Raw genomic sequence first — 22,137 nt, 5'->3', positions numbered from 1 at the left:
CGACAAGGAGCTGTCCATGGCTGTGAAAACCGATGTTCTGACCAAGGCGGACCTGGGTGGCGAGGGTATCCTCGCCACGCTGGCGCCGCGCGTGGCAAGCGGCCTGCGCATGTTCGTCAGCCGCGTACTGCCGCCGATCCTGTTTATGGGCCTGCTGCTGGCAATCTGGGAGATCGCCTGCTCAAGCCCCGATGCAACCCTGCCCCCGCCATCCACCGTGCTGACCGATACCTGGGAACTGATCGTCGATCCCTTCTACGACAAGGGCAATCTCGACAAAGGCCTGTTCTGGCACCTGGCTTCCAGCCTGCAGCGCGTGGCGATCGGCTTTGCCATCGCCGCCGGCGTCGGCATCGCGCTCGGCGTGCTGATCGGCCAGTCGACCCTGGCCTTCCGCGGGCTCGATCCGATCTTCCAGGTTCTGCGCACCGTGCCGCCGCTGGCCTGGCTGCCGCTGTCGTTGGCAGCTTTCCGCCACGCCGATCCCTCGGCAATCTTCGTCATCGCCATCACGGCGGTCTGGCCGATCATCCTCAATACCGCCGTTGGCATCCGTAACATCCCGCAGGATTACCGCAACGTAGCCCGCGTGCTGCAGCTCAACGGGTTCGAGTATTTCTTCAAGGTGATGCTGCCAGCCACGGTGCCCTTCATGTTCACCGGCCTGAAGATCGGCATCGGCCTCTCCTGGCTCGCCATCGTCGCGGCCGAGATGCTGATCGGTGGCGTCGGTATCGGCTTCTTCATCTGGGATGCCTGGAACAGCTCGTTGATCAGCGAGATTATCCTGGCGCTGATCTATGTGGGCCTGGTCGGATTCATGCTCGACCGCATGATCGCCTTCGTCGGCAGCCGCATCGGCGGCTACAGCCAGCAATAAGAGGCCCGTGATGGCGCGACGTCCAGCCAAGACAAAAACCGTGCGGACCGCCACGCCGGCGGTCCTCACACCGATGCGGATCGGCTTCATCGCGCTGACCGACAGCGCGGTGTTGATCGCCGCGAAGGAAAAGGGCTTCTTCGCGCGCCAGGGGCTGGACGTCACCCTGGTGCGCGAACCCTCCTGGGCGAATATGCGCGACAAGGTGGCGCTTGGCGCGCTGGATGCGGCCCATATGTTGGCGCCGATGCCGCTGGCGGCCACGCTGGGGGCAGGCGGCTGGAAGAAGCCGCAGATAACCAGTTTCGTACTGAACCTGAACGGCAACGCCGTCACCATCTCCACCAGGCTGTGGAACCGCCTGGTCGATGCCGAACCGGCCCTGGCGCAGGACCGGCTCGAGGCCGGCAACGTGCTGCGCCGGCTGATCACCGCTGATCGCAAGGCCGGGCGCGACAAGCTGACCTTTGCCACCGTGTTCAATTATTCCTCGCACCAGATCCAGCTGCGTTACTGGCTGGCCTCTGCCGGGATCGACCCGGATCGCGATGTCAACCTGGCGGTGGTGCCGCCTCCCCAGATGACCGACCGTCTGGCTGCCGGCGAGATCGATGGCTTCTGCGTCGGCGATCCGTGGAACTCCCTGGCCGTGCTGCGCGGTGTGGGCCGCATCCTGATCTCAGGCTATGAGATCTGGAACAACCGCGTGGAAAAGGTGATCGGCGTCAATCGCGACTGGGGCGAGCGCAATCCGCTCACCCACAAGCAGATGCTGATGGCCCTGATTGAGGCCGCCGAATGGCTCGACCGGCCGGAAAACCGGCTGGAGGGCGTCGAGATCCTGGCGCGACCCGATTATATCGGCCCGCAGGCGGCCGAGGCGATCCGCCTCAGCATGCTGGGCGTAGTGCGCTACGGCCTGGATGTCAGCCCCGAGCACATGCCCGATTTCTTCGTGTTCAGCCGCTACAGCGCCAATTTCCCCTGGCGCAGCCAGGCCGAATGGTATCTGACCGAGATGCGGCGCTGGAAGTTGATCGACCCGGCTACTGACATTTCCGCCGTGGCCGATGCGGTCTACCGTACCGACCTCTATCGCGAGGCCGCCGCCGCGCTGGACAAGCCCTTCCCGCTGATCGACCGCAAACCCGAGGGACTGCATGCGGGCCCGTGGCAACTGGCTCAGGCCAGCGCGCCGATCGAGATGGGCGCCGACCTGTTCTTCGACGGTTCGTATGTATCGTCGGCCCGTCCCGCCGCGCCGGCCCAGCCGCGCGAAGTGAATGACGGCAGCCTAGCCACCCGCCGCCCCAGCGCCAATCGGTAATCAGAAACAGGAGCCCCCCATGAGCGCCTATCTCAGCTTCGAAGACGTCGGGATGACCTTCAAGGGAGCCAATGGCCCCTTCATCGCCCTGCGCGATATCCACCTGCAGATCGGCAGCGGCGAGTTCGTCGCCCTGATCGGCCATTCCGGCTGCGGCAAATCCACCCTGCTCAACGTCGTGGCAGGCCTGCTGCGCGCCACCCATGGCGGCGTGCTGCTGCAGGGCAAGGAGGTCAACGCTCCCGGCCCGGACCGCGCCGTGGTGTTCCAGAACCATTCGCTGCTACCCTGGCTGACAGTCTACGACAACGTGCGGCTGGCCGTCGACAAGGTGCATGGCAGGGCGAAGTCGAGCGCCGAACGCGACGAATGGACCCGGCATAACCTGGCGCTGGTGGGCATGGACCACGCGCTAGACAAGCGCCCACAGGAAATCTCCGGCGGCATGAAGCAGCGCGTCGGCATTGCCCGGGCACTGGCGATGGAGCCAAAGGTGCTGCTGCTGGACGAGCCGTTCGGCGCCCTGGACGCGCTGACCCGCGCGACGCTGCAGGACACGGTGATGGAACTGCACGCCAAACTGAAAAACACCGTGATCATGATCACCCATGACGTGGACGAGGCCGTACTGCTCTCGGATCGCGTCGTGATGATGACCAATGGACCGGCGGCCACGATCGGGGAAATCCTCGATGTGAATCTGCCGCGCCCGCGCAACCGCCTGGCCCTGGCCAGCGATCCGGAATACACGCGCTGCCGCCAGCAGATCCTGGAGTTCCTCTATGCCCGCCATCGCGCACCCTCTGTGCAGGCAGCGTAAGAGGGCTGAAGGAGTCCAAGGCCATGCAAGAACGTCTCGTCATCATTGGCAACGGCATGGCGCCCGGGCGCATGCTGGAGAAACTGTTCGAGGCCGCGCCCGGCCGCTATGCCGTGACGATCTTCAACGCCGAACCGCGGGTGAATTACGACCGCATCATGCTTTCGCCCGTGCTGTCGGGCGAGAAGACCTATGAGCAGATCGTGATCCATGGCGATGGCTGGTACATCAACCATGGCATCACGCTGCACAAGGGCACGCGCGTCACCGCCATCGACCGTGCGGCAAAGACCATAACCACCGATAACGGCCTGACCGAACCCTACGACAAGCTGGTGATCGCCACCGGTTCGGTGCCCTTCATAATTCCCGTGCCGGGCCACACTCTGCCGGGCGTGCTGAGCTACCGTGACCTGGACGATGTCGATGCCATGATCCTGGCCGCGAAGTCACGCGGCAATGCCGTGGTGATCGGCGGCGGCCTGCTGGGCCTGGAAGCGGCGGCCGGCCTGGCCGAGCAGGGCATGCAGGTTACAGTGGTGCATCTGATGCCGACCCTGATGGAGCGCCAGCTCGATCCGGCCGCCGGCTATCTGTTGAAAAAAGCCATCGAGGAACGCGGCATCCGTGTGCTCACCGGCGCCAACACCAAGGCAATCACCGGCAATGGCCGGGTGGAGGCGGTCGAGCTGGAAGACGGCACGCATATTCCCGCCGACCTGGTGGTGATGGCGGTGGGCATCCGGCCCAATGCCGCGCTGGGCAAACAGGCCGGCCTGACCGTCAACCGCGGCATCGTGGTAGACGACCAGATGCGCAGCTCAGACCCGGATATCTTCGCGCTGGGCGAATGCGTCGAGCATCGCGGCGCCACCTATGGCCTGGTCGCGCCGCTCTACGAGATGGCCGCCGTGCTGGCCAAGACGCTGGTGGACGAGCCGGCCGCCTATAACGGCTCGGTGACGGCCACCAAGCTCAAGGTCACCGGCATCGATTTGTTTTCGGCCGGCGACTTCGCCGAGGCGCCTGACCGCGAGGAGATTGTGTTGCGCGATGCGGCGCGTGGCGTCTATCGCCGGCTGGTGCTGAAGGACAACCGGGTCATCGGCACGGTGCTGTACGGCGATACCGGCGACGGAGCCTGGTTCTTCCAGCTTCTGCGCGAGGGCGCCGACATCGCGGATATGCGTGAAACCCTGATTTTCGGCCAGGGTTATGCGGGAGGTAGCCCGCTGGACCCTATGGCGGCCGTTGCAGCCTTGCCGGATGAGGCAGAGATCTGCGGCTGCAACGGCGTGTGCAAGAGCAAGATCACCGGTGCGATCACAGCCAATGGCCTGACTACGCTGGAAGAAGTACGAGCCGTCACCAAGGCCTCGGCCTCCTGCGGGTCCTGCACCGGGCTGGTGGAAAAGCTGATCGGCCTGACGCTGGGCGATTCCTATACGCCGAAGGCATCGAAGGCCGCCTGCGGCTGCACCGATCTGGGCCATGACGACATCCGCCGGCTAATCGTGGCCAAGGAGCTGAAATCGATTCCGGCGGTGATGCAGGAGTTGGAATGGAAGACCTCCTGCGGCTGCAGCAAATGCCGCCCGGCATTGAATTATTACCTGCTGGCGACCTGGCCCGGCGAGTATGTGGACGACAACCAGTCCCGCTTCATCAACGAACGCGCCCATGCCAACATCCAGAAGGATGGCACCTATTCGGTGGTGCCGCGCATGTGGGGCGGCGTCACCAGCGCCAAGGAATTGCGCGCCATTGCCGACGTGGCCGACAAGTTCAACATCCCCACCGTGAAGGTGACCGGTGGTCAGCGTATCGACCTGCTGGGCGTGAAGAAGGAAGACCTGCCGGGCGTCTGGGCCGATCTCAATGCCGCCGGCATGGTGTCGGGCCATGCCTATGCCAAGGGCCTGCGCACGGTGAAGACCTGCGTCGGCACCGAATGGTGCCGCTTCGGTACCCAGGATTCCACCGGGCTTGGCATCAAGCTGGAGAAATTCACCTGGGGCAGCTGGACGCCGCACAAGGTGAAGCTCGGCGTCTCGGGCTGTCCGCGCAACTGCGCCGAGGCGACAGTGAAGGATATCGGCATTATCTGCGTCGATTCCGGCTATGAATTCCACATCGCCGGCGCGGCGGGTCTGGAAGTGAAGCAGACCATCCTGCTGTGCAAGCTGGAAACCGAGGAAGAGGTTCTGGAATATACCGGAGCCCTCATGCAGCTCTATCGCGAGCAGGCGCATTACCTGGACCGTATCCACAAATGGCTGCATCGCGTCGGCCTCGATACCGTAAAGCAGCAGATCGTCGAGGATCATGAACGCCGCCGCGCGCTGTTCGCCCGCTTCGTGCAGGCGCAGAAGGTGGCGCAGGTCGATCCCTGGGGCGAGCGCGTCAACGGCGCCTTCGCCCATGAATTCAAGCCGCTGGCCGATCTGCGGCTGGCCCATGCCGCCGAATAGGGAGGGCGCCATGACCCTTACAACCATGATTGGCGACTGGATCGATATCGGCACGCTGGACGACATTCCAAAGCGCGGTGCCCGCGTGGTGAAGACGGCAGGTGGCGACATCGCCATATTCCGCACCATGGACGACAAACTATTCGCAATGGACGACAAATGCCCGCACAAGGGCGGGCCGTTGTCACAGGGTATCGTCCAAGGCGACAGCGTGACGTGCCCCCTGCATAACTGGGTGATCAGCTTGGCCACCGGCGAGGCCCAGGGCGCCGACCATGGCTGCACCCGCACCATCGCCGTACGGCTGGAGCATGGTCGCGTGCAGCTTGCCTGGCCCGGCCGGGCGATGCAGGCCGCCTGAGGCAGCATGAGCGCCGCGCCCGAAACCCGCAGCACCTGCCCCTATTGCGGGGTGGGCTGCGGCCTGCGGCTGCGGCACGAAGCCAATGGCGGCATCGCCGCGCAGGGCGATCCGGCTCACCCGGCCAATGCCGGCCGCATCTGCTCGAAAGGGTCGGCGCTGGCCGAGACGCTGGGCCTGGAAGGCCGTCTGCTGCACCCCGTGATGGATGGCCAGCGGGTGAATTGGAATACGGCACTGGATCGTGTGGCGCAGGTTTTCTCCGACACCATCGCGCAGCATGGCCCGGACTCGGTGGCCTTCTATGTCTCGGGGCAACTACTGACCGAGGATTATTACGTCGCCAACAAGCTGATGAAGGGCTTCATCGGCTCGGGCAACATCGACACCAATTCGCGGCTCTGCATGGCTTCAGCCGTGGCGGGCCACAAGCGCGCTTTTGGCAGCGATACGGTACCGGGCGTCTATGCCGACCTCGAACTGGCCGATCTGGTGGTGCTGGTCGGGTCCAACCTGGCCTGGTGCCATCCGGTGCTGTTCCAGCGCCTGATGGCCGCCAAGGCCGAGCGGCCAGAACTGACCATCGTGGTGATCGATCCGCGCCGTACCATGACGGCGCGCAGTGCCGATCTGCATCTGGCGCTGAAACCCGGATCCGACGTGGCTTTGTTCAATGGCCTTCTGGCGCATCTGGAGGGGCTGGGTAAGATCGGTGCCGGCTATGTCGCGCGGCATACCAGCGGTTTGCCGGCGGCATTGGCGGCTGCCCGTAGCCTGCTGCAAACCGAGATTGCCGCGATCACGGGCCTCAGCCAGGCCGAGCTGAAACGTTTCTACGATCTCTTCGCCCGGCATGAGCGCGTGGTGACGGCCTATTCCCAGGGCGTGAACCAGTCGAGTTGTGGCACCGACAAGGTGAATGCCATCATCAACTGCCATCTGTTCACCGGCCGCATTGGCCACCCCGGCATGGGACCATTCTCGATCACCGGCCAGCCCAATGCCATGGGCGGTCGCGAGGTGGGCGGCCTGGCCAACCAGCTCGCCTGCCACATGGAGCTGGAGAACCCGGATCATCGTCGCATCGTGCAGGATTTCTGGGCCGCGCCGCGCATCGCCGACAAGCCGGGCCTGAAGGCGGTGGACCTGTTCCGCGCCGTGAAGGACGGCCGCGTGAAGGCGATCTGGATCGCCGGCACCAATCCGGTGGACAGCCTGCCCGATGCTGACGATGTGCAGGCAGCATTGCGGGCCTGCCCCTTTGTCGTCGTGTCGGATGTCCTGCAGGTGACCGACACGGCGCGCCATGCCCATGTGCTGCTGCCGGCGGCGGCCTGGGGCGAGAAGGACGGCACTGTCACCAATTCCGAACGCCGCATCTCTCGTCAACGCAACTTCCTGCCGCTGCCTGGCGAAGCGAAGCCCGACTGGTGGATATTTGCCCAGGTCGGCTGCCGGATGGGCTGGGCCGATGCCTTTGGCTACGAAAAACCGGCCGAGATATTTGCCGAATATGCCCGGCTCAGCGGCGTGGAGAATGATGGGCGACGGGATTTCGATATTTCCGAGCTGGGCGATATCACGCCTGCCGATTATGAATCGCTCGCGCCGTTCCAGTGGCCCTGGCCGGCTGGACAGCCGCGTAATGACGAGCGGCGCTTTTTCGCCGACGGCCGGTTCTATACACCCGACCGCAAGGCGCGGTTCATCGCCACGCCATGGCGTGCGGCCGCCGAGCTGCCCGGTGAAGATCATCCGCTGGTGCTCAATACCGGCCGCATCCGCGACCAGTGGCATACCATGACACGCACGGGCCGCTCGCCGCGCCTGATGGGCCATATCGCCGAACCTTTTCTGGAAATCCACCCGGCCGATGCCGCGGCCCATGGCATTGCTCCGGCCAGCCTCGTGATGCTGCACAATCCGCGCGGCCATGCGATCCTGCGCGCGCTAGTCAGCGAGGAGCAGCAGCGCGGCACGGTCTTCGCGCCGCTGCACTGGACGGATCAATTCAGCGCGCAGGCGCGTGTGGATGTACTGGTCAACCCGGCCACCGATCCGGTCTCGGGCCAGCCGGAACTGAAATTCACGCCCGTTGCCGTGCAGCCCTATGCCGCTAGCTGGTATGGCTTCGCCGTGCTGGCAAAAAGGCCCGCCCCGCCGCCGGTCGGCTACTGGACGCTGGCGCCGGCGCGCGCGGGGTGGCGGCTGGAACTGGCCGATCGGATCCTGCCGCAGGACTGGACGATACTGGCCCGCGTCCTTTTCGGCATTGAAAGCGATGCTGGCATCGAACTGCTAGCTTATCACGATGACGCTGCCGGCCAGCATCGGTTCGCCGCCTTCCGCGACGAGCGCCTGATTGGGGCGCTGTTCATCGCGCCGCAGCCGGTGGCGGTATCACGCGCCTGGGCCGCCGACCAGCTTGATGCGCCATTCGCCACGGCCACGGCGCGGCTGCGCCTGCTGGCCGGTCGCACCGGCGCGGACCAGCCGGATCGCGGTGCCATCGTCTGCGCATGCTTCGATGTCGGCGCCAGGCAGATTGCTGCGGCGGTTGCGGGCGGCTGCGGCACGGTGGAGGCCGTGACGGCCGCAACCCAGGCCGGCGGCAATTGCGGTTCCTGCCGCAGTGAAATCCGGAGGATCATCGATGGGTTCAGCATCCAGAAAGCCGGCTGACGTCACGGTACCTCCGGCCGTGCGGCGCATCGCGCCGCTGGCCGTGCTGCCGCTGTTCATCGACCTGCACGGCAAGCGCGCCGTGGTAGCGGGCAACGAAGCGCCCGCAGCATGGAAGGCCGAATTGCTGGCCGCGGCCGGCGCGCGGGTGGAGGTTTTTGCGCCGTTGCCCGGGGCTGAATTGCGGGCCCTGCAGGACAGCATCGTTTTGCATATGCGAGCCTGGCAGCCAAGCGATCTTGCCGGCGCGGTCATGGCGGTGATCGATGCGGCCGATGAGCAGGTGGCGGCGGCGTTTCATGCCGCCGCACGCAGCGCCGGCGCGATCTGCAGCGCCATCGACAAGCCCGGCCATGGCGACGTGCAGTTCGGCTCCATCGTCAACCGCTCGCCGCTGGTGATCGGCATCTCAACCGATGGGGCGGCGCCGGTGCTGGCCCAGGCGGTGCGGCGGCGCATCGAAACCCTGCTGCCGGCCACGCTGGGCGCCTGGGCCGCCGCCGCCAAGCGCATCCGCGCGTCGCTGGCAGGCCGCCTGCCGACGCCCACGCAGCGCCGTGCTTTTTGGCAGCGGTTTGCCGAACGCGCCTTTCTTGAACCGGCTGTGCCGTCCGATGTCGATCTGCTGCGCATGCAGCCGGAGGCTGATGCCGGCCATGTCACTTTGGTTGGCGCCGGGCCGGGCGATGCCGAGCTGCTGACCATAAAAGGCATGCGGGCGCTGCAGGCGGCAGACGTGATCCTGTTCGACGATCTGGTGTCGGATGGCGTGCTGGAACTGGCGCGCCGCGAGGCCCGCCGCATGATGGTGGGCAAACGCGGCGGCCGCGCGAGTTGTCGGCAGGACGACATCAACGCGCTGATGATCAAGCTGGCGCGCCAGGGCAAACGCGTTGTGCGGCTGAAATCCGGCGATCCGATGATCTTCGGCCGCGCCGGCGAGGAAATTGCCGCATTGCAGGCGCAGGGCATTCCGGTGGATGTCGTGCCGGGCATCACGGCGGCGGTGGCGGCGGCCAGCCGGCTCGGTGTGTCGCTCACCCATCGCGAGGCAGCGCATTCAGTGCGTTTCGTCACCGGGCATTCGCGTCAGGGCGGCCTGCCGCAGGACCTCGACTGGCGTGGCCTGGCCGATCCCGAAACCTCGCTGATGGTTTATATGGGCGGCCGTACCGGCGACGCGTTTGCTGCGCGGCTGATTGCTGAGGGCCTTTCCCCCGCTACGCCGGTCGTGGCCCTGGCGGCCGTATCCCGTCCGGAAGAAGCGCGCTGGGCGGGCCGGCTGGACAACCTGGCAGAAGGGCTGGCCTCGCTCGGCAATGAGCAGCCCATCCTGGTGGGCATTGGACGGGTCTTCGCGGGGCTCCATGCAGCGGCCGGGACTCCGGGGGAAGTCCGATATTTTGAAGCGCGGGCGCTCAGCAGAACCGCCTGATTGTCAGGGGAAGCCACTGGCCTGGCTTTTGGCGGCAGGGCTAATTATTTAGATAATTTGGTTTTTATTATGAATTCTACGTCTGATCACGAGATGCTAAGAACTCGTTCTTTAGGAAGTTTATTGAATACATTCAGACGTTCAGGGGGCTGGAGCTATCGGAAGCAATTTATCACAATCTTCCACTCAAGTCGTAGGCATCAGCCTTTTCAATTCTTACCTTGACCATGTCGCCGACCTTAACGCCGGTGGCATTTTTTACTTTTACGACCCCATCGATTTCCGGGGCATCGGCGAAACTGCGTCCAACGGCCGTGGTGCGTTTGGTTTCGTCTATCAGCACATCCAGTGTGCGGCCGACAAAACGTTTCAGCCGCCTGGCGCTGATCTTCTGCTGTGTTGCCATGAAGCGTTCCCAGCGTTCCTGCTTCACCTCGTCAGCAACGTGACCGGGTAGATCGTTGGCGCTTGCGCCTTCGACGTTTTCGTATTTGAAACAGCCGACGCGGTCGAGTTCGGCTTCTTCCAGCCAGTCCAGCAGGAATTCGAAATCCGCCTCGGTCTCGCCGGGGAAACCGACTATGAAGGTCGAGCGGATGGCGAGGTCGGGGCAAATTCCTCGCCAGGCCTTGATGCGCTGCAGGACCTTTTCCTGGTTGCCGGGCCGGCGCATGCTTTTCAATACGCGCGGCTCGGCATGCTGGAACGGGATGTCGAGATACGGAAGGATTTTGCCTTCCGCCATCAGCGGGATGATCTCGTCCACATGCGGATAGGGATAGACATAGTGCAGCCGTACCCAGGCGCCAAGGCTGCCCATGGCGGCGGCCAGTTCGGTCAGGCGCGCTTTCACCTTGCGATCACGCCACTGGCTTTCGGCGTGCTTGATATCGACGCCATAGGCCGAGGTATCCTGCGAGATCACCAGCAGTTCCTTCACGCCGGCTTTCACCAGCCGTTCCGCCTCATACAGCACATCGTTGGCCTGCCGGCTTTTCAGTTTGCCGCGCATGGACGGTATGATGCAGAAGCTGCAGCTGTGGTTGCAGCCCTCTGAAATTTTCAGATAGGCGTAATGGCGGGGTGTCAGCTTGATGCCCTGGGGCGGCACCAGGTCGACGAAGGGATCATGTGCCGGCGGGGCAGCATCATGCACGGCCTCCACCACAGCTTCGTATTGCTGTGGCCCGGTCACCGCCAGCACATCGGGGAACATGCCGCGGATCTTTTCTGCTTCCACGCCCATGCAACCGGTAACAATTACGCGGCCATTCTCCCGCATGGCCTCGCCGATCGCCTCCAGCGATTCTTGCTTGGCGCTGTCGAGGAATCCGCATGTATTCACCAGCACCACATCGGCGGCATCGTAGGAACCGGAAATGGCATAGCCTTCGGCGCGCAGCTTGGTGATGATGCGCTCGGAATCGACCAGTGCCTTCGGGCAGCCGAGGCTGACAATGCCGATCTTGGCCGGCTCGGCGGCTTGGGCGGCTTTCGCGGGGGCAGACTTGCTCATGGCGGCGGGCTTATACGCCTCAAATACAGGACTGGCTAGGGGGCCATTCAGGCCGCCGCGACCTGTCGAAGCGGCATCTGGGTCCGCACCAGCCGACCCAGCAGGGAGATCAGCAGGATGGCGCGGTTACCATCCACGGCTTCCTCGAACAGGGCCTCGGTATCGGCCATTGGGCCCTCGACGATTCGCAATGTCTGGCCCCGCCGGAAGCCGGGCGGGTTCAGGCGGATATAGCCCTTTTCATCCTCTCGGGACCGGATTTCCGCGATGACGGGATCGGGCACCGGAATCGGCCTGTCGCCGCTCATCACCAGGCCGACGACCCCGCGCGTGCCGTTCACCGAGCGCCAGCGCTGGTTTTCCGTATCGATGCCAACGAACAGGTACCGCGGAAACAGCGGAGCATCCACGATGCCGGTGCGTCCGGCCTGCCGGCGTAGTTTCTGATAGAGCGGCAGATAGACCCCGAAATTCTGGTTTCCCAGCTCGCGTGCGGCCATCGCTTCCTTGCCGGGCTGGGTATAAACCGCATACCATTTTGTCATGCCGCCCGCTCCCGCTTTTGCGAAGGCGCGTTTTGCGGCGTGATATGCAGCAATCGTGGCGCAATCAGACGTTCCTGGCTCAGCAATGCGATGAGTTGATCGTATATCTGCTGCGGCGCAGTGCTGTCTGCGATAACCACCGCCTCTGCGCCTGCCGCAATGGCGGCATCCAGGTCTCTAACCACCGGGTGGCCGTGGAAATGTTCGATATTACGGCCGGGCGCGATCACGGCTGTGACGGTAACCCCGACGGAGGATGCTGACAGAAGGGCAATCTCCGCCAGCTCGCCATTGCCGGCGATCGCGACCCTGGTCATGCCGCGAGCCAGCAGGACCTGGAAGGAATCTTCATACTGGCTGCGGGCATGACGGAAAAAATTCAGGGACGTGGCGAGGTATTCCGCCACCAGCCGGCTCTTTTCGGCAAAGCCTTTTGGCGTGAGGTAATAGGCATACCGGCGCGCCGGCGCGGTCTGAATCTTGATCAGACCCTTTGATACGCAACGGCGCAGCAGGGCATTGGCGAGGCCAAGCGCCATGTCGAGCTGGCTGGCCAGGCTGCGCTGGGTGTGCTGCTCGGCGCCATCCACGGCCGATAGCAGGGCCACCATCGTGGCCGCGTCGGAGCCGCTTTCGCCTGATTTGCCCGTTTTGTCGTTCATGCCGTGAACGATAAGGCCTGCAGCCGCCTCGGTCAAATAGAATAGCCTTTTGATTCAGAAGGCTGTTTTTTATTATGCCAGCAGCCGTTCCACCGCCGCTGCCATCCGCAGCAGGCGCCGATCCTGGCCGTTCCGGGCCACCAGCATCAGGCCGACGGGGAGTTCCCCGGGGCGCAGGCCGGCCGGCAGGGGCAGGGAAATAGCGCAGAGATCAAAGAAGTTCCCCACTGAGGTATTACGCAGCAGCAGCATGTTGGCGGCCGTGAAGGCCGCTTCGCTGGCGGCCAGATCGGCGATTTTCGGCGCCCGGATTGGGGTGGTCGGCAGGATCAGGGCATCCAGGTCGGCTAGATCGGCATCCATGGCCCGGATCAGTTCGGTGCGGCGGCGCTGCATAAATATGTAATCAGTAGCCGATACCGCCCGTCCGCGTTCGATCCGGCCACGCACCAGCGGGTCGAAATCCTCCGGCCGGCTGTCCAGGGCGGCCTGATGCACAAAAAAGGCCTCGGAAGCGGCAAACCCGCCTTTGGCATTTACGGCCTGCATTTCTGCCAACAGTGGCAGGGGGTGGTCGGCGAGCGGCACCCCAGCCTTGCCCAGACGGCCCAATGCTGCCTCAAAGGCCCGGGCCACTTCCGGTTCCATGCCCTCCAGCAATGGGCCTTGGGGAATGCCGAAGCGCAGACCTGGCAGCGGGGCGGGATTGAGCGGCTGCGGCGTCTCGCCCGCCATCACCGCATCGGCCAGGGCGCAGTCGGCGACGCTGCCGGCCATCGGGCCGATGCTGTCGAGCGCGAAGGAAAGCGGGAAGGCGCCTGCAGTCGGCACCCGGTATTGGCTCGGCTTGAGGCCGACGATGCCGCACATCGCGGCCGGAATCCGGGTCGAGCCGCCGGTATCCGAACCGATGGTGATCTCGGCCATGCCGTCGGCGACCGAAACCGCACCGCCGGAGCTCGAGCCGCCCGGAATCCGGCTGCGGTCGGCCGGATTGCCCGGGGTGCCGTAATGCGGGTTGATGCCCACGCCGGAGAAGGCGAATTCGGTCATGTTGGTCTTACCGATGATCACGGCGCCGGCCTGGCGTAACCGGGCGATTGCCGGTGCCATGGCCGTGGCGGGCGGGGCGTCCCGCAGCAGTTTCGAGCCCGCCGTGGTCGGCTCTCCGGGCATGTCGAACAGGTCCTTGACCGAAACGATCCGGCCATCCAGCGGGCCGAGCGGCAGGCCCTGCCGGACCCGGGTGTCGGCGGCCTCGGCCTCGGCCCGGGCACGCTCGGCATACAGGCGGGTAAAAACACGACTGCCTTCGCCGGCCGGATCGGTGGCCTTTGCCAGGCAGGCTTCCAGTCGCTCCCGGGCAGAGGCAGGCTTGGGCGAAACAGTCATCGAACTCTCCGGCTGTATGGTAACGGGAACTCGACGCACTATCGCCGATCCTGCCTCTGCGGCAAGGCCTAGCGGCCCGGTTGGCCGCGCTTCATACTTGGTACATGGATTTCGTTCGAATCTATGCCCGGGTGTTGGGCCTGCTGAAGCCCGAGCGGCCGCTGGCCGTCCTGCTGGCGCTGGCCAATATCGGTTTGGCCGGTGTGGGTTTCATCGAGCCGATCCTGTTCGGTCGCATCATCGACGTGCTGTCTAATTCCGCCGGTTTGTCGCCGGATGAAAGCTGGGCGGAAACCATCCAGTTGCTGCTGATCTGGTGTGTGGCCGGCATCGGCGGCATCATGGCCGGGATCCTTGTTGCCTTGCATGCCGACCGCCTGGCCCATCGCCGTCGCCTGGCTGCCATGGCGCTGTATTTCGAACACGTGCTCAGTCTGCCGGCCGCCTTCCACAGCGGCACCCATTCCGGCACGCTGCTCAAGATCATGCTGAATGGCGCCGACAACCTGTTCGGCCTCTGGCTTGCCTTCTTCCGCGAGCATCTTTCCACCTTCGTGGCGGTGCTCGCGCTGCTTCCCTTGTCGCTATACCTCAACTGGCGGCTGGGCCTGCTGCTGATCGCGCTAATCGTGGTTTTTGCTTTGGTCAGCGCCATTGTGGTCGCGAAAACCGAAAAGGCGCAGGGCCGTGTCGAGGCCTATCATTCTGAACTCGCTGCGCGCGCCGGCGACGCGTTGGGCAACGTGGTTCTGGTGCAGAGCTTCGTACGGCTGGCCCTGGAAGCCCGCGACCTCGCAGCCGTGATGGAGCGCCTGCTGAAGGCGCAATTTCCGGTGCTCAATCTCTGGGCGCTGATGACCGTACTCAGCCGCATGGCCTCGACCATCACCATCATCGCCATCTTCGTGCTGGGCAGCTGGCTGCATCTGCATGGCGAAACCACGGTCGGCGAGATCGTCAGCTTCATGGGTTTCGCCACCATGCTGATCGGCCGGCTGGAAGCTGCCATGGGATTCGTCAGCCGCATGTTCTTCCAGATGCACAGCCTGGGTGAGTTCTTCCAGGTCCTCGATACCGAGGCTGCCGTGCGCGACAGACCCGGCGCCCGCGACGCCGGCACCCTGAGAGGCGACGTGGTGTTCGAGAACGTCACGCTGTCCTACGACACGGCCCGGCTGGCAGTCACTGATCTCAGCTTCGATGTGCCGGCCGGCAGGACGGTGGCGTTGGTCGGCCCCACCGGTTCGGGCAAAACTTCATCGATGGCCCTGCTCAGCCGGCTGTGGGATCCGCAATCGGGCCGCATCCTGATCGACGGTACCGACATCCGCGACTACACGCTGGAAAGCCTGCGCCGCAATATCGGTGTGGTGTTCCAGGACAGCGCGGTATTCCACCGCTCGATCGCCGACAACATCCGCATCGGACGACCCGAGGCAAGTGACGCCGAGGTGGAGCAGGCGGCAAGGCTGGCCGAGGCGCATGACTTCATCATGCGTCAGCCCAAGGGCTATGGCACGCTGGTCGGCGAACGAGGGGTGAATTTAAGCGGCGGTGAGCGCCAGCGGCTGGCGATAGCCCGGGCTCTGCTCAAGAATCCGCCAGTCCTGATCCTGGACGAGGCAACCTCGGCGCTGGATGCCGCCACCGAGGCGCGTATCCAGAAGGCCCTGGATGCCCTTATGCGTAACCGCACCACTTTCATCATCGCTCATCGCCTTGCCACCGTCCGGCAGGCCGACCTGATTCTCGTGCTGCAGCAGGGCCGCATTATCGAGCGTGGCAGCTTCGACGACCTGGTGCGGCAGGGCGGGTTGTTTGCCGATCTGGTGCGCACCCAGTTTCAAGGAGCGCATTGAGGTGGCGAATATGATCTTCCGGATCAGTCTGATCGGTTTCCTGCTATCGGTATTGTCCCTGCCCGCCTTTGCCATGGACCTGACGGGTCTGTGGTATGGCGAACGCAAGCTCGGCGGCGGGATGTTCGTGCAATGGCTGTCCAACCGCCGTCCGGATGGGTTCTTCGATATTGAGTTTCGTTATTTCAGGGATTGCAAATCCGAGCGCGTTGAGCGGCAGATAGGCCGCTGGACATCGGGCGGTAATATCCTGGCCACGCACGTCCATATGGTCGATGGAGCGCGCGCAGATATTCGCCACCGCTATATTATCGATAGACTGGAAGGCGAGGTGCTGCACTACCGTCATGTGCAGACCGGCACGCCGTTTTCGGCACGGCGGCTGCCAGCGGGATCGGATTGGCCCGGCTGTGTGGTGGAGGACGCTGTATCCTGACCTGACTAGCGCCAGACCCGGCGCAGGCGGTCGCCTTCCGGTGCCGGTTCTGCGGCTGGCGCGGCAGGTTTGGGAGTCGCTTCGCGCACAGCCTGACGTTCTTCCCAGGCCTTGCGCAGCTTTTCATGCCCTTCGATGCTCTGCACGGTGAGTTCGCATTCGTTGGCAATGCTCATCATGACCTGACGATCGATGCGGGCGTAGCTCTTCATCTTCGCGATCACGCATTCCTCCCGGGTCGGAGTCACGCCCGGCACGTAATAGCGGTCATCGCCGCGGCTGCCAGGCCGAAGCATCCAGCCCACGACACCCAACATCAAAAGGATGGCCAGGACCGCGCCGCCCGTGATGAGGCGGCGGGGGTTCAGGCGTTGGATGGACAATTGCGGCAAGGCGGCCCGGGCTCCATATCGATGGATAGCATAGACCGGAATCCCTTCCTCGCGGCAGGCCGATTCTGAATCGGCGGTGTTATTTTACCAGGAAAGGCAGGTTCAGGCCCTGCTCCTGTGCGCATTTCACCGCGATGTCATAACCGGCATCGGCGTGACGCATCACGCCGGTGGCAGGATCGTTCCACAGCACGCGTTCCAGTCGTCGCGCCGCCGCCGGCGTGCCGTCGGCCACGATCACCACGCCGGCATGCTGCGAGAAGCCCATGCCGACGCCGCCGCCATGATGCAACGACACCCAGGTGGCACCCGAAGCGGTATTGAGCAGGGCATTCAGCAAGGGCCAGTCGGACACGGCATCCGAGCCGTCCTTCATGGCCTCGGTCTCGCGGTTGGGACTCGCGACCGAACCGGAATCGAGGTGGTCGCGGCCGATCACGATGGGGCCTTTCAGTTCGCCTTTCGCCACCATCTCGTTAAAGGCAAGCCCCAGGCGATGGCGCTGGCCCAGGCCGACCCAGCAGATGCGCGCCGGCAGGCCCTGGAACTTGATCCGCTTGGCGGCCATGTCGAGCCAAGTATGCAGGTGCGGATCGTCGGGGATCAGCTCCTTCACCTTGGCGTCGGTCTTGTAGATGTCCTCCGGGTCGCCCGAGAGGGCCACCCAGCGGAACGGGCCGATGCCTTTGCAGAACAATGGCCGGATATAGGCGGGTACGAAGCCGGGAAAATCGAAGGCTTCCGTCACGCCCACTTCCTTGGCCATCTGGCGGATGTTGTTGCCGTAATCGAACGTCGGAATGCCCATCTTCTGGAAGACCAGCATGGCGCGCACATGCTCGGCCATCGAGGCCTTTGCGGCGGCGACCACGGCCTGGGGATCGTGTTCCTTGGCCTTCTCCCATTTGTCCAGGCTCCAGCCGGCCGGCAGATAACCGTTCAGCGGATCGTGGGCACTGGTCTGATCTGTTACCGCGTCCGGGCGGATGCCGCGCTTCACCATCTCGGGCAGGATTTCGGCGGCATTGCCCAGCAGGCCGATCGAGACCGCCCGTCCGGCCTTCTTCGCGTCATCCAGCATGGCCAGCGCCTCATCCAGGCTGCCGGCCTGCATGTCGAGATAGCCGGTGCGCAGGCGCATTTCGATGCGCGAGGGTTGGCATTCGATGGCGATCATCGAGGCACCGGCCATGGTGGCGGCCAGGGCCTGGGCGCCACCCATGCCGCCAAGGCCGGCCGTCAGGATCCAGCGACCTTTCAGCCTGCCGCCGTAATGCTGGCGGCCCATTTCCACGAAGGTCTCGTAGGTGCCCTGCACGATGCCCTGGCTGCCGATATAGATCCACGAGCCGGCGGTCATCTGGCCGTACATCATCAGGCCCTGGCGATCCAGTTCGTTGAAATGCTCCCAGTTCGCCCAGGCCGGCACCAGGTTGGAATTGGCGATCAGCACGCGCGGCGCATCCTCATGGGTGCGGAACACGCCCACCGGCTTGCCCGATTGCACCAGCAGGGTCTCGTCGGGTTTCAGCGCAGTGAGGGCTTTCTGGATCTGGTCGAAACTTTGCCAGTTGCGGGCCGCGCGGCCGATGCCGCCATAGACCACCAGTTCCTCCGGCTTCTCGGCCACATCGGGATCGAGGTTGTTGCGCATCATCCGGTAGGCAGCCTCGATCTGCCAGTTGCTGGTATGCAGGTCGCTGCCATGGGGGCTGCGGATGACGCGGGAATTGTCGCGGCGGGATGATGCGGACATGACAACCTCTGACTTACAGGTAGGTGCGCTTCGACGTGCCGTCGGCGCGATAGGAAAAACGGGTGGCGAAACGGTGGGCATGGCCTGGATACCAGAGCGTCGCGGCCGACACGATCTGGCTGCCCGACCAGGTGCGGCGGCGCAGGCGCAGGCAGGGCTCGCTGGCCGCCATCTTCAGCAGCTTGCGGATGCGGGCATCGGGCATGGCTGCCTCGACGATATGCTCGACCTCCGAGGCTGGCGCGGCACGCATGAGGAATTCGTTCGGCGTCACGGTTTCGAAATCGGTTTCCAGATAGCCCGGCGCGGTCTGCGGATTGACGAAGCGGTCCTCCACCTGCAGCGGGATGCCGTCGGCCATGTGCACCAGCAGGGAATGGTAGACGCTGGTGCCGGCGGCCAGGCCCAGCTCGCGGGCGACCTCAGGGGTGGCTTTCTCGCCTTTCAGCAGTTCGACCCGCGCGGAATGGCGCTGGCCACGCTCGCGGATTTCCTCCGCGATGTTGCGTAACTCGACCAGGTTGAAGATCGGGCGCTTCTCGGCCACGAAAGTGCCGGTGCCCTGCACACGTACCAGCAGGCCCTCATGCGTCAGTTCCCGCAAGGCGCGGTTCACGGTCATGCGGCTGACCTTGAGCTGCCGCACCAGGGTGCTTTCCGACGGCACCTGGTCGCCGGCGCGCCAGTCGCCGGCCTCAATGTGCTTGACGATGTATTCCTTGACCCGCCGGTAGCGCGGGGTTGGCCCGCTGGAGGCGTCTGGCCCGGTCATGACGTCTTCCTGCCCCTGTTTGGTGCAGGAAGTATAGGTTCAATTGTATATACAAGTCCAGCCGGGTAATGGCGTCTGCTATTGCCTCACGGTTCCGGCCAGGGGCGCAGGGCCGGTCGCATCTGTTCGAAGACATGCGCCATCCGCAGCACACCGACATCGTCGAAACGGTGGCCGACGATCTGCAGCCCGATCGGCAGGCCATCCTCGTCATAGCCGGCGCAGATCGATGCCGCCGGCTGTTCCGACATGTTGAAGGGGGCGGTGAAACAGATGTGGTCGAAGGGCCGTTCGGTATCGTTGCCCGGGCAGGCTTCCTCCGCCGCATAGGCCGTGATCGGCGAGGTGGGCGTCAGCAGGAAATCGTAGGGTTCGGTTGCCGCCACGGCGGCCTCGCGCAGGGCGAAGACCTGGGCCAGCGCCCGCATGGCCTCGGCGGCGGTGAAGGCTGCCGCGCCACGGCACCACGCGGCGATGAAGGGCAGCACCTTGGCCTGCCGCGCCGGCGGCATCAGTTCGAAATCGGCCCAGGCGCGCGAGCGGAACATGGTGTCCAGCCCGTTCATCATCGTCGCGGTCACGAAAGGCTTCACCGGTTCGACATGGGCACCGGCAGCGGCGAACAGCTTCGCCGCACGTTCGATGGCCTCGCGCACGGCGGGCTGCGGCCTGGTGCCGTGGCCGATATCCAGCAGCAGACCGATGCGTTTACCCTTGGCTTCGCCATCCAGCAGCTTGGGGTAATCGGTCTCCTGATAGGGCAGGGCCATGTAGTCACGGGCATCCGGCCGGGTCAGGTGGTTCATCAGCAGGGCGGAATCCATCACCGTGCGGGTCATCGGTCCGGTGACGCGGCCGAGCCAGGGCGGATTGATCGGGATGCGGCCCAGGCTGGGCTTCAGCGCGAAAATGCCGTTATAGGCCGCCGGCAGGCGCACGCTGCCGCCGATATCGGTGCCCAGCGCCAGCGGGCCGTAACCGGCTGCCACGGCGGCGCCGGCGCCCGATGACGAGCCGGCCGTGTTGCGCCGGATGTCCCACGGATTGCGCGTCGTGCCATGCAGGCTGGAAACGCCTGAGGCCAGCATGCCGAAATCCGGCATCGTGGTCTTGCCCAGAATGACGCAGCCGGCTTCCTTCACGCGCGCGGCCGGCGGGGCGTCGATAACGCTGGGTGTCAGTTCGGCGGCAGCCGTGCCGATGGGCGTGGGCGCGCCCTTGCTGGCGATGTTTTCCTTCAGCGTGATCGGCACGCCATCCAGCGGGCTCAGGGCATCGCCCTTGCGCCAGCGCTGTTCCGCCGCCTTGGCCTGGGCCAGGGCGCCGGGCTCGTCGACCAGATACATGGCGTTCAGCTTTGGCTCCCAGGCCTTGATGCGGGCCAGGGCGGCCCTGGTCGCCTCCACCGGGGAAATGCGGCCGGTGCGATAGCCCATCCACAGGTCGTGGGCGGTCAGGTCGTGCAGGGCGGTCATGTCGCTCTCCGGATCGGATCAGGATTCGAGACGGTTCACACCGCACCAGCGCGTCATGAACAGCGCCAGCACCTTGGCGACGTCCATCATGCTGTCGATGGACACCCATTCGTCGATGCCGTGGATGTTCTCGGCATGGGGGCCATAGCAGGTGGCCGGCGTGTTGCCATAGAGATTGAAGAAGCGGGCATCGGTGGTGCCGGTGAAGGCGGTGTAGTCCGCCGTCTTGCCGGTCACGTCGCGCACGCAGTCGCTCAAGGTCGTGATCACCGGCTGGTTCATGTCGAGTTCAAAACCCTCGGCCTGGAAACCTTCGTAGATCACGCGGTAGGTCAGGCTGTTGCTCATCGGGTGCCGGCGATAGGCGTCGGCCAGCAGGGCTTCCACCTCGGTCCGCACTTCGGCCGGGCTCTTGCCGGGATAGAAGCCGAGCCGGATATCGGCGCGCGCCGAGGTCGGCACCGACGAGGCCCATTCGCCGCCCTGGATCCTGCCCAGGTTGAAATTCACCGGATGCTCGTGCCTGTGATAACAGGCATGGCGGTGCTCGGCCGCATTCCAGCGCTGTTCCAGCTTCTTGAGCTCGCCGAACATGTAGGTGGCGAAATCGATGGCGCCGACGCCGGTATGGGCCACCGAGGCATGCACCGGCTTGCCCGAGACTTCCAGCGCCAGCCACATCACGCCCATCTGCGCCTGCAGGATGCCGGGCGTGGGTTCGGGGATGATGGCGGCGTCGGCCGTGTAGCCATGCACCAGGCAGGCCAGCGCGCCGTTGCCGGTGCATTCTTCTTCCACCACGGACTGCAGGATCACTTTCGCGGCCGGCTCGAGGCCGAGCCTCTGCAGGGCTTTCAGCGCCATGGTGTAGGCGACGATGCCGGCTTTCATATCGCCGGCGCCACGCCCGTAGAGACGATCATCCTTGATCCAGGGCTCGAATGGCGGTTTTGTCCACAGGCTTTCGGCACCCACGGGCACCACGTCGATATGGCCGTTGAAGATCAGCGAACGGCCATGCCTGCCGCGTCGCGGCTCATGAATGCCGACGACATTATGGCGGCCATCATAGGAAACGATGGAGGGGGAATAACCCGGATGGTCCCTGATCTTCGCCTCGTCGATGGCGAATTCATCCACCTGCAGGTCCATTTCCGCGAAAACCTCGCGCATGCGGTCCTGCGCGCTGCGCTCCTGCCCCAGCAGGGAAGGGTGACGCACCAGATCGAGCAGCAGGTCCACGGCATCGCCGCGTAGGTCTGCAACGGCCGCTTCGACCTGCCTTTGGTCGACGGTCGCGTCCAGGGTGTCCGACATCGCGTTCCTCCTTTCCGCCCCGCCTGTCTTTCTGTCCAG

General features: G+C 64.6%; 18 protein-coding genes. 9 read left to right on the top strand and 9 right to left on the bottom strand.

Features of this window, described 5'->3' with window-relative positions; translation table 11 throughout:
* The first annotated feature begins 16 nt into the window (after positions 1 to 16).
* Genes ntrB through cysG form a run of 7 tightly spaced genes read left to right on the top strand, consistent with a single transcriptional unit; the run spans position 17 to position 9,976 of the window.
* Positions 17 to 880, top strand: coding sequence for a nitrate ABC transporter permease (gene ntrB, locus ACK4FJ_RS09935; RefSeq protein ID WP_409765923.1), 864 nt, complete (start codon positions 17 to 19; stop codon positions 878 to 880).
* 10 nt (positions 881 to 890) lie between these two features.
* Complete coding sequence (locus ACK4FJ_RS09930) at positions 891 to 2,207, top strand: CmpA/NrtA family ABC transporter substrate-binding protein (protein WP_409765921.1); 1,317 nt, start codon at positions 891 to 893, stop codon at positions 2,205 to 2,207.
* Positions 2,208 to 2,226: 19 nt separating this feature from the next.
* Entirely contained in the window at positions 2,227 to 3,027 is an 801-nt protein-coding gene (locus ACK4FJ_RS09925; RefSeq protein WP_409765919.1) for an ABC transporter ATP-binding protein, read from the top strand.
* A gap of 23 nt (positions 3,028 to 3,050) precedes the next feature.
* Positions 3,051 to 5,498: a nitrite reductase large subunit NirB gene (gene nirB / locus ACK4FJ_RS09920; protein ID WP_409765917.1), complete on the top strand. Its 2,448-nt coding sequence runs from the start codon at positions 3,051 to 3,053 to the stop codon at positions 5,496 to 5,498.
* 10 nt (positions 5,499 to 5,508) lie between these two features.
* Positions 5,509 to 5,859: a nitrite reductase small subunit NirD gene (gene nirD, locus ACK4FJ_RS09915; RefSeq protein WP_409765915.1), complete on the top strand. Its 351-nt coding sequence runs from the start codon at positions 5,509 to 5,511 to the stop codon at positions 5,857 to 5,859.
* Positions 5,860 to 5,865: 6 nt separating this feature from the next.
* Positions 5,866 to 8,541, top strand: coding sequence for a molybdopterin-dependent oxidoreductase (locus tag ACK4FJ_RS09910; protein WP_409765913.1), 2,676 nt, complete (start codon positions 5,866 to 5,868; stop codon positions 8,539 to 8,541).
* Positions 8,513 to 9,976 (top strand): siroheme synthase CysG, encoded by a 1,464-nt coding sequence (gene cysG, locus ACK4FJ_RS09905; protein ID WP_409765911.1) that lies wholly within the window; start codon positions 8,513 to 8,515, stop codon positions 9,974 to 9,976. Before ACK4FJ_RS09910 ends, cysG begins: the two co-directional genes overlap by 29 nt.
* A 172-nt stretch (positions 9,977 to 10,148) precedes the next feature.
* On the opposite strand, the gene rimO is transcribed toward cysG, so the two are convergent.
* The 4 genes from rimO to ACK4FJ_RS09885 all read right to left on the bottom strand — a co-directional run bounded on the left by rimO (position 10,149) and on the right by ACK4FJ_RS09885 (position 14,091).
* On the bottom strand, positions 10,149 to 11,492 hold the full coding sequence (rimO, locus tag ACK4FJ_RS09900; RefSeq protein ID WP_409765909.1) for a 30S ribosomal protein S12 methylthiotransferase RimO: 1,344 nt from the start codon (positions 11,490 to 11,492) through the stop codon (positions 10,149 to 10,151).
* Positions 11,493 to 11,539: 47 nt separating this feature from the next.
* Positions 11,540 to 12,037, bottom strand: coding sequence for a transcription termination/antitermination protein NusG (locus ACK4FJ_RS09895; protein WP_409765907.1), 498 nt, complete (start codon positions 12,035 to 12,037; stop codon positions 11,540 to 11,542).
* On the bottom strand, positions 12,034 to 12,699 hold the full coding sequence (locus ACK4FJ_RS09890; RefSeq protein WP_409765905.1) for a MarR family transcriptional regulator: 666 nt from the start codon (positions 12,697 to 12,699) through the stop codon (positions 12,034 to 12,036). The genes ACK4FJ_RS09895 and ACK4FJ_RS09890 overlap by 4 nt, the downstream gene beginning before the upstream one ends.
* A 72-nt stretch (positions 12,700 to 12,771) precedes the next feature.
* Positions 12,772 to 14,091: an amidase gene (locus tag ACK4FJ_RS09885; protein WP_409765903.1), complete on the bottom strand. Its 1,320-nt coding sequence runs from the start codon at positions 14,089 to 14,091 to the stop codon at positions 12,772 to 12,774.
* Positions 14,092 to 14,195: 104 nt separating this feature from the next.
* On the opposite strand from ACK4FJ_RS09885, the gene ACK4FJ_RS09880 reads away from it, so the two are divergent.
* Both ACK4FJ_RS09880 and ACK4FJ_RS09875 read left to right on the top strand, forming a co-directional pair.
* Positions 14,196 to 15,950 (top strand): glucan ABC transporter ATP-binding protein/ permease, encoded by a 1,755-nt coding sequence (locus ACK4FJ_RS09880; RefSeq protein ID WP_409765901.1) that lies wholly within the window; start codon positions 14,196 to 14,198, stop codon positions 15,948 to 15,950.
* 1 nt (position 15,951) lies between these two features.
* Positions 15,952 to 16,386 carry a hypothetical protein gene (locus tag ACK4FJ_RS09875; RefSeq protein ID WP_409765899.1) on the top strand — a complete coding sequence of 145 codons (435 nt, stop codon included), beginning with the start codon at positions 15,952 to 15,954 and terminating at the stop codon, positions 16,384 to 16,386.
* Between the two features lie 5 nt (positions 16,387 to 16,391).
* On the opposite strand, the gene ACK4FJ_RS09870 is transcribed toward ACK4FJ_RS09875, so the two are convergent.
* From ACK4FJ_RS09870 to ACK4FJ_RS09850, 5 genes are all read right to left on the bottom strand, one after another.
* Complete coding sequence (locus ACK4FJ_RS09870; protein ID WP_409765898.1) at positions 16,392 to 16,703, bottom strand: hypothetical protein; 312 nt, start codon at positions 16,701 to 16,703, stop codon at positions 16,392 to 16,394.
* A gap of 154 nt (positions 16,704 to 16,857) precedes the next feature.
* The gene (gene hutU, locus ACK4FJ_RS09865) at positions 16,858 to 18,534 is read right to left on the bottom strand and encodes a urocanate hydratase (RefSeq protein WP_409765896.1); all 1,677 of its coding nucleotides are present in this window, start codon (positions 18,532 to 18,534) and stop codon (positions 16,858 to 16,860) included.
* 13 nt (positions 18,535 to 18,547) lie between these two features.
* Entirely contained in the window at positions 18,548 to 19,306 is a 759-nt protein-coding gene (hutC, locus tag ACK4FJ_RS09860) for a histidine utilization repressor (RefSeq protein WP_409765894.1), read from the bottom strand.
* A gap of 86 nt (positions 19,307 to 19,392) precedes the next feature.
* On the bottom strand, positions 19,393 to 20,781 hold the full coding sequence (locus ACK4FJ_RS09855) for an amidase (RefSeq protein ID WP_409765892.1): 1,389 nt from the start codon (positions 20,779 to 20,781) through the stop codon (positions 19,393 to 19,395).
* Between the two features lie 18 nt (positions 20,782 to 20,799).
* On the bottom strand, positions 20,800 to 22,098 hold the full coding sequence (locus ACK4FJ_RS09850) for a M20 family metallopeptidase (RefSeq protein WP_409765890.1): 1,299 nt from the start codon (positions 22,096 to 22,098) through the stop codon (positions 20,800 to 20,802).
* Between the last annotated feature and the right edge of the window lie 39 nt (positions 22,099 to 22,137).

This window comes from Ferrovibrio sp. (assembly GCF_046297595.1).
Lineage (GTDB): Bacteria > Pseudomonadota > Alphaproteobacteria > Ferrovibrionales > Ferrovibrionaceae > Ferrovibrio.
Note: the sequence above shows the minus strand (reverse complement) of the source record. Positions and strands in the feature narration are given on the sequence as shown.

Coding starts and splice junctions, on each gene's coding strand:
- hutU (WP_409765896.1), bottom strand. CDS start 18,534: ATGTCCGCATCATCCCGCCGCGACAATTCCCGCGTCATCCGCAGCCCC.
- ACK4FJ_RS09925 (WP_409765919.1), top strand. CDS start 2,227: ATGAGCGCCTATCTCAGCTTCGAAGACGTCGGGATGACCTTCAAGGGA.
- rimO (WP_409765909.1), bottom strand. CDS start 11,492: ATGAGCAAGTCTGCCCCCGCGAAAGCCGCCCAAGCCGCCGAGCCGGCC.
- ACK4FJ_RS09910 (WP_409765913.1), top strand. CDS start 5,866: ATGAGCGCCGCGCCCGAAACCCGCAGCACCTGCCCCTATTGCGGGGTG.
- ACK4FJ_RS09885 (WP_409765903.1), bottom strand. CDS start 14,091: ATGACTGTTTCGCCCAAGCCTGCCTCTGCCCGGGAGCGACTGGAAGCC.
- ACK4FJ_RS09880 (WP_409765901.1), top strand. CDS start 14,196: ATGGATTTCGTTCGAATCTATGCCCGGGTGTTGGGCCTGCTGAAGCCC.
- ACK4FJ_RS09855 (WP_409765892.1), bottom strand. CDS start 20,781: ATGACCGCCCTGCACGACCTGACCGCCCACGACCTGTGGATGGGCTAT.
- ACK4FJ_RS09890 (WP_409765905.1), bottom strand. CDS start 12,699: ATGAACGACAAAACGGGCAAATCAGGCGAAAGCGGCTCCGACGCGGCC.
- nirB (WP_409765917.1), top strand. CDS start 3,051: ATGCAAGAACGTCTCGTCATCATTGGCAACGGCATGGCGCCCGGGCGC.
- ACK4FJ_RS09870 (WP_409765898.1), bottom strand. CDS start 16,703: ATGTTGGGTGTCGTGGGCTGGATGCTTCGGCCTGGCAGCCGCGGCGAT.
- ntrB (WP_409765923.1), top strand. CDS start 17: ATGGCTGTGAAAACCGATGTTCTGACCAAGGCGGACCTGGGTGGCGAG.
- ACK4FJ_RS09895 (WP_409765907.1), bottom strand. CDS start 12,037: ATGACAAAATGGTATGCGGTTTATACCCAGCCCGGCAAGGAAGCGATG.
- cysG (WP_409765911.1), top strand. CDS start 8,513: ATGGGTTCAGCATCCAGAAAGCCGGCTGACGTCACGGTACCTCCGGCC.
- ACK4FJ_RS09850 (WP_409765890.1), bottom strand. CDS start 22,098: ATGTCGGACACCCTGGACGCGACCGTCGACCAAAGGCAGGTCGAAGCG.
- ACK4FJ_RS09930 (WP_409765921.1), top strand. CDS start 891: ATGGCGCGACGTCCAGCCAAGACAAAAACCGTGCGGACCGCCACGCCG.
- nirD (WP_409765915.1), top strand. CDS start 5,509: ATGACCCTTACAACCATGATTGGCGACTGGATCGATATCGGCACGCTG.
- hutC (WP_409765894.1), bottom strand. CDS start 19,306: ATGACCGGGCCAGACGCCTCCAGCGGGCCAACCCCGCGCTACCGGCGG.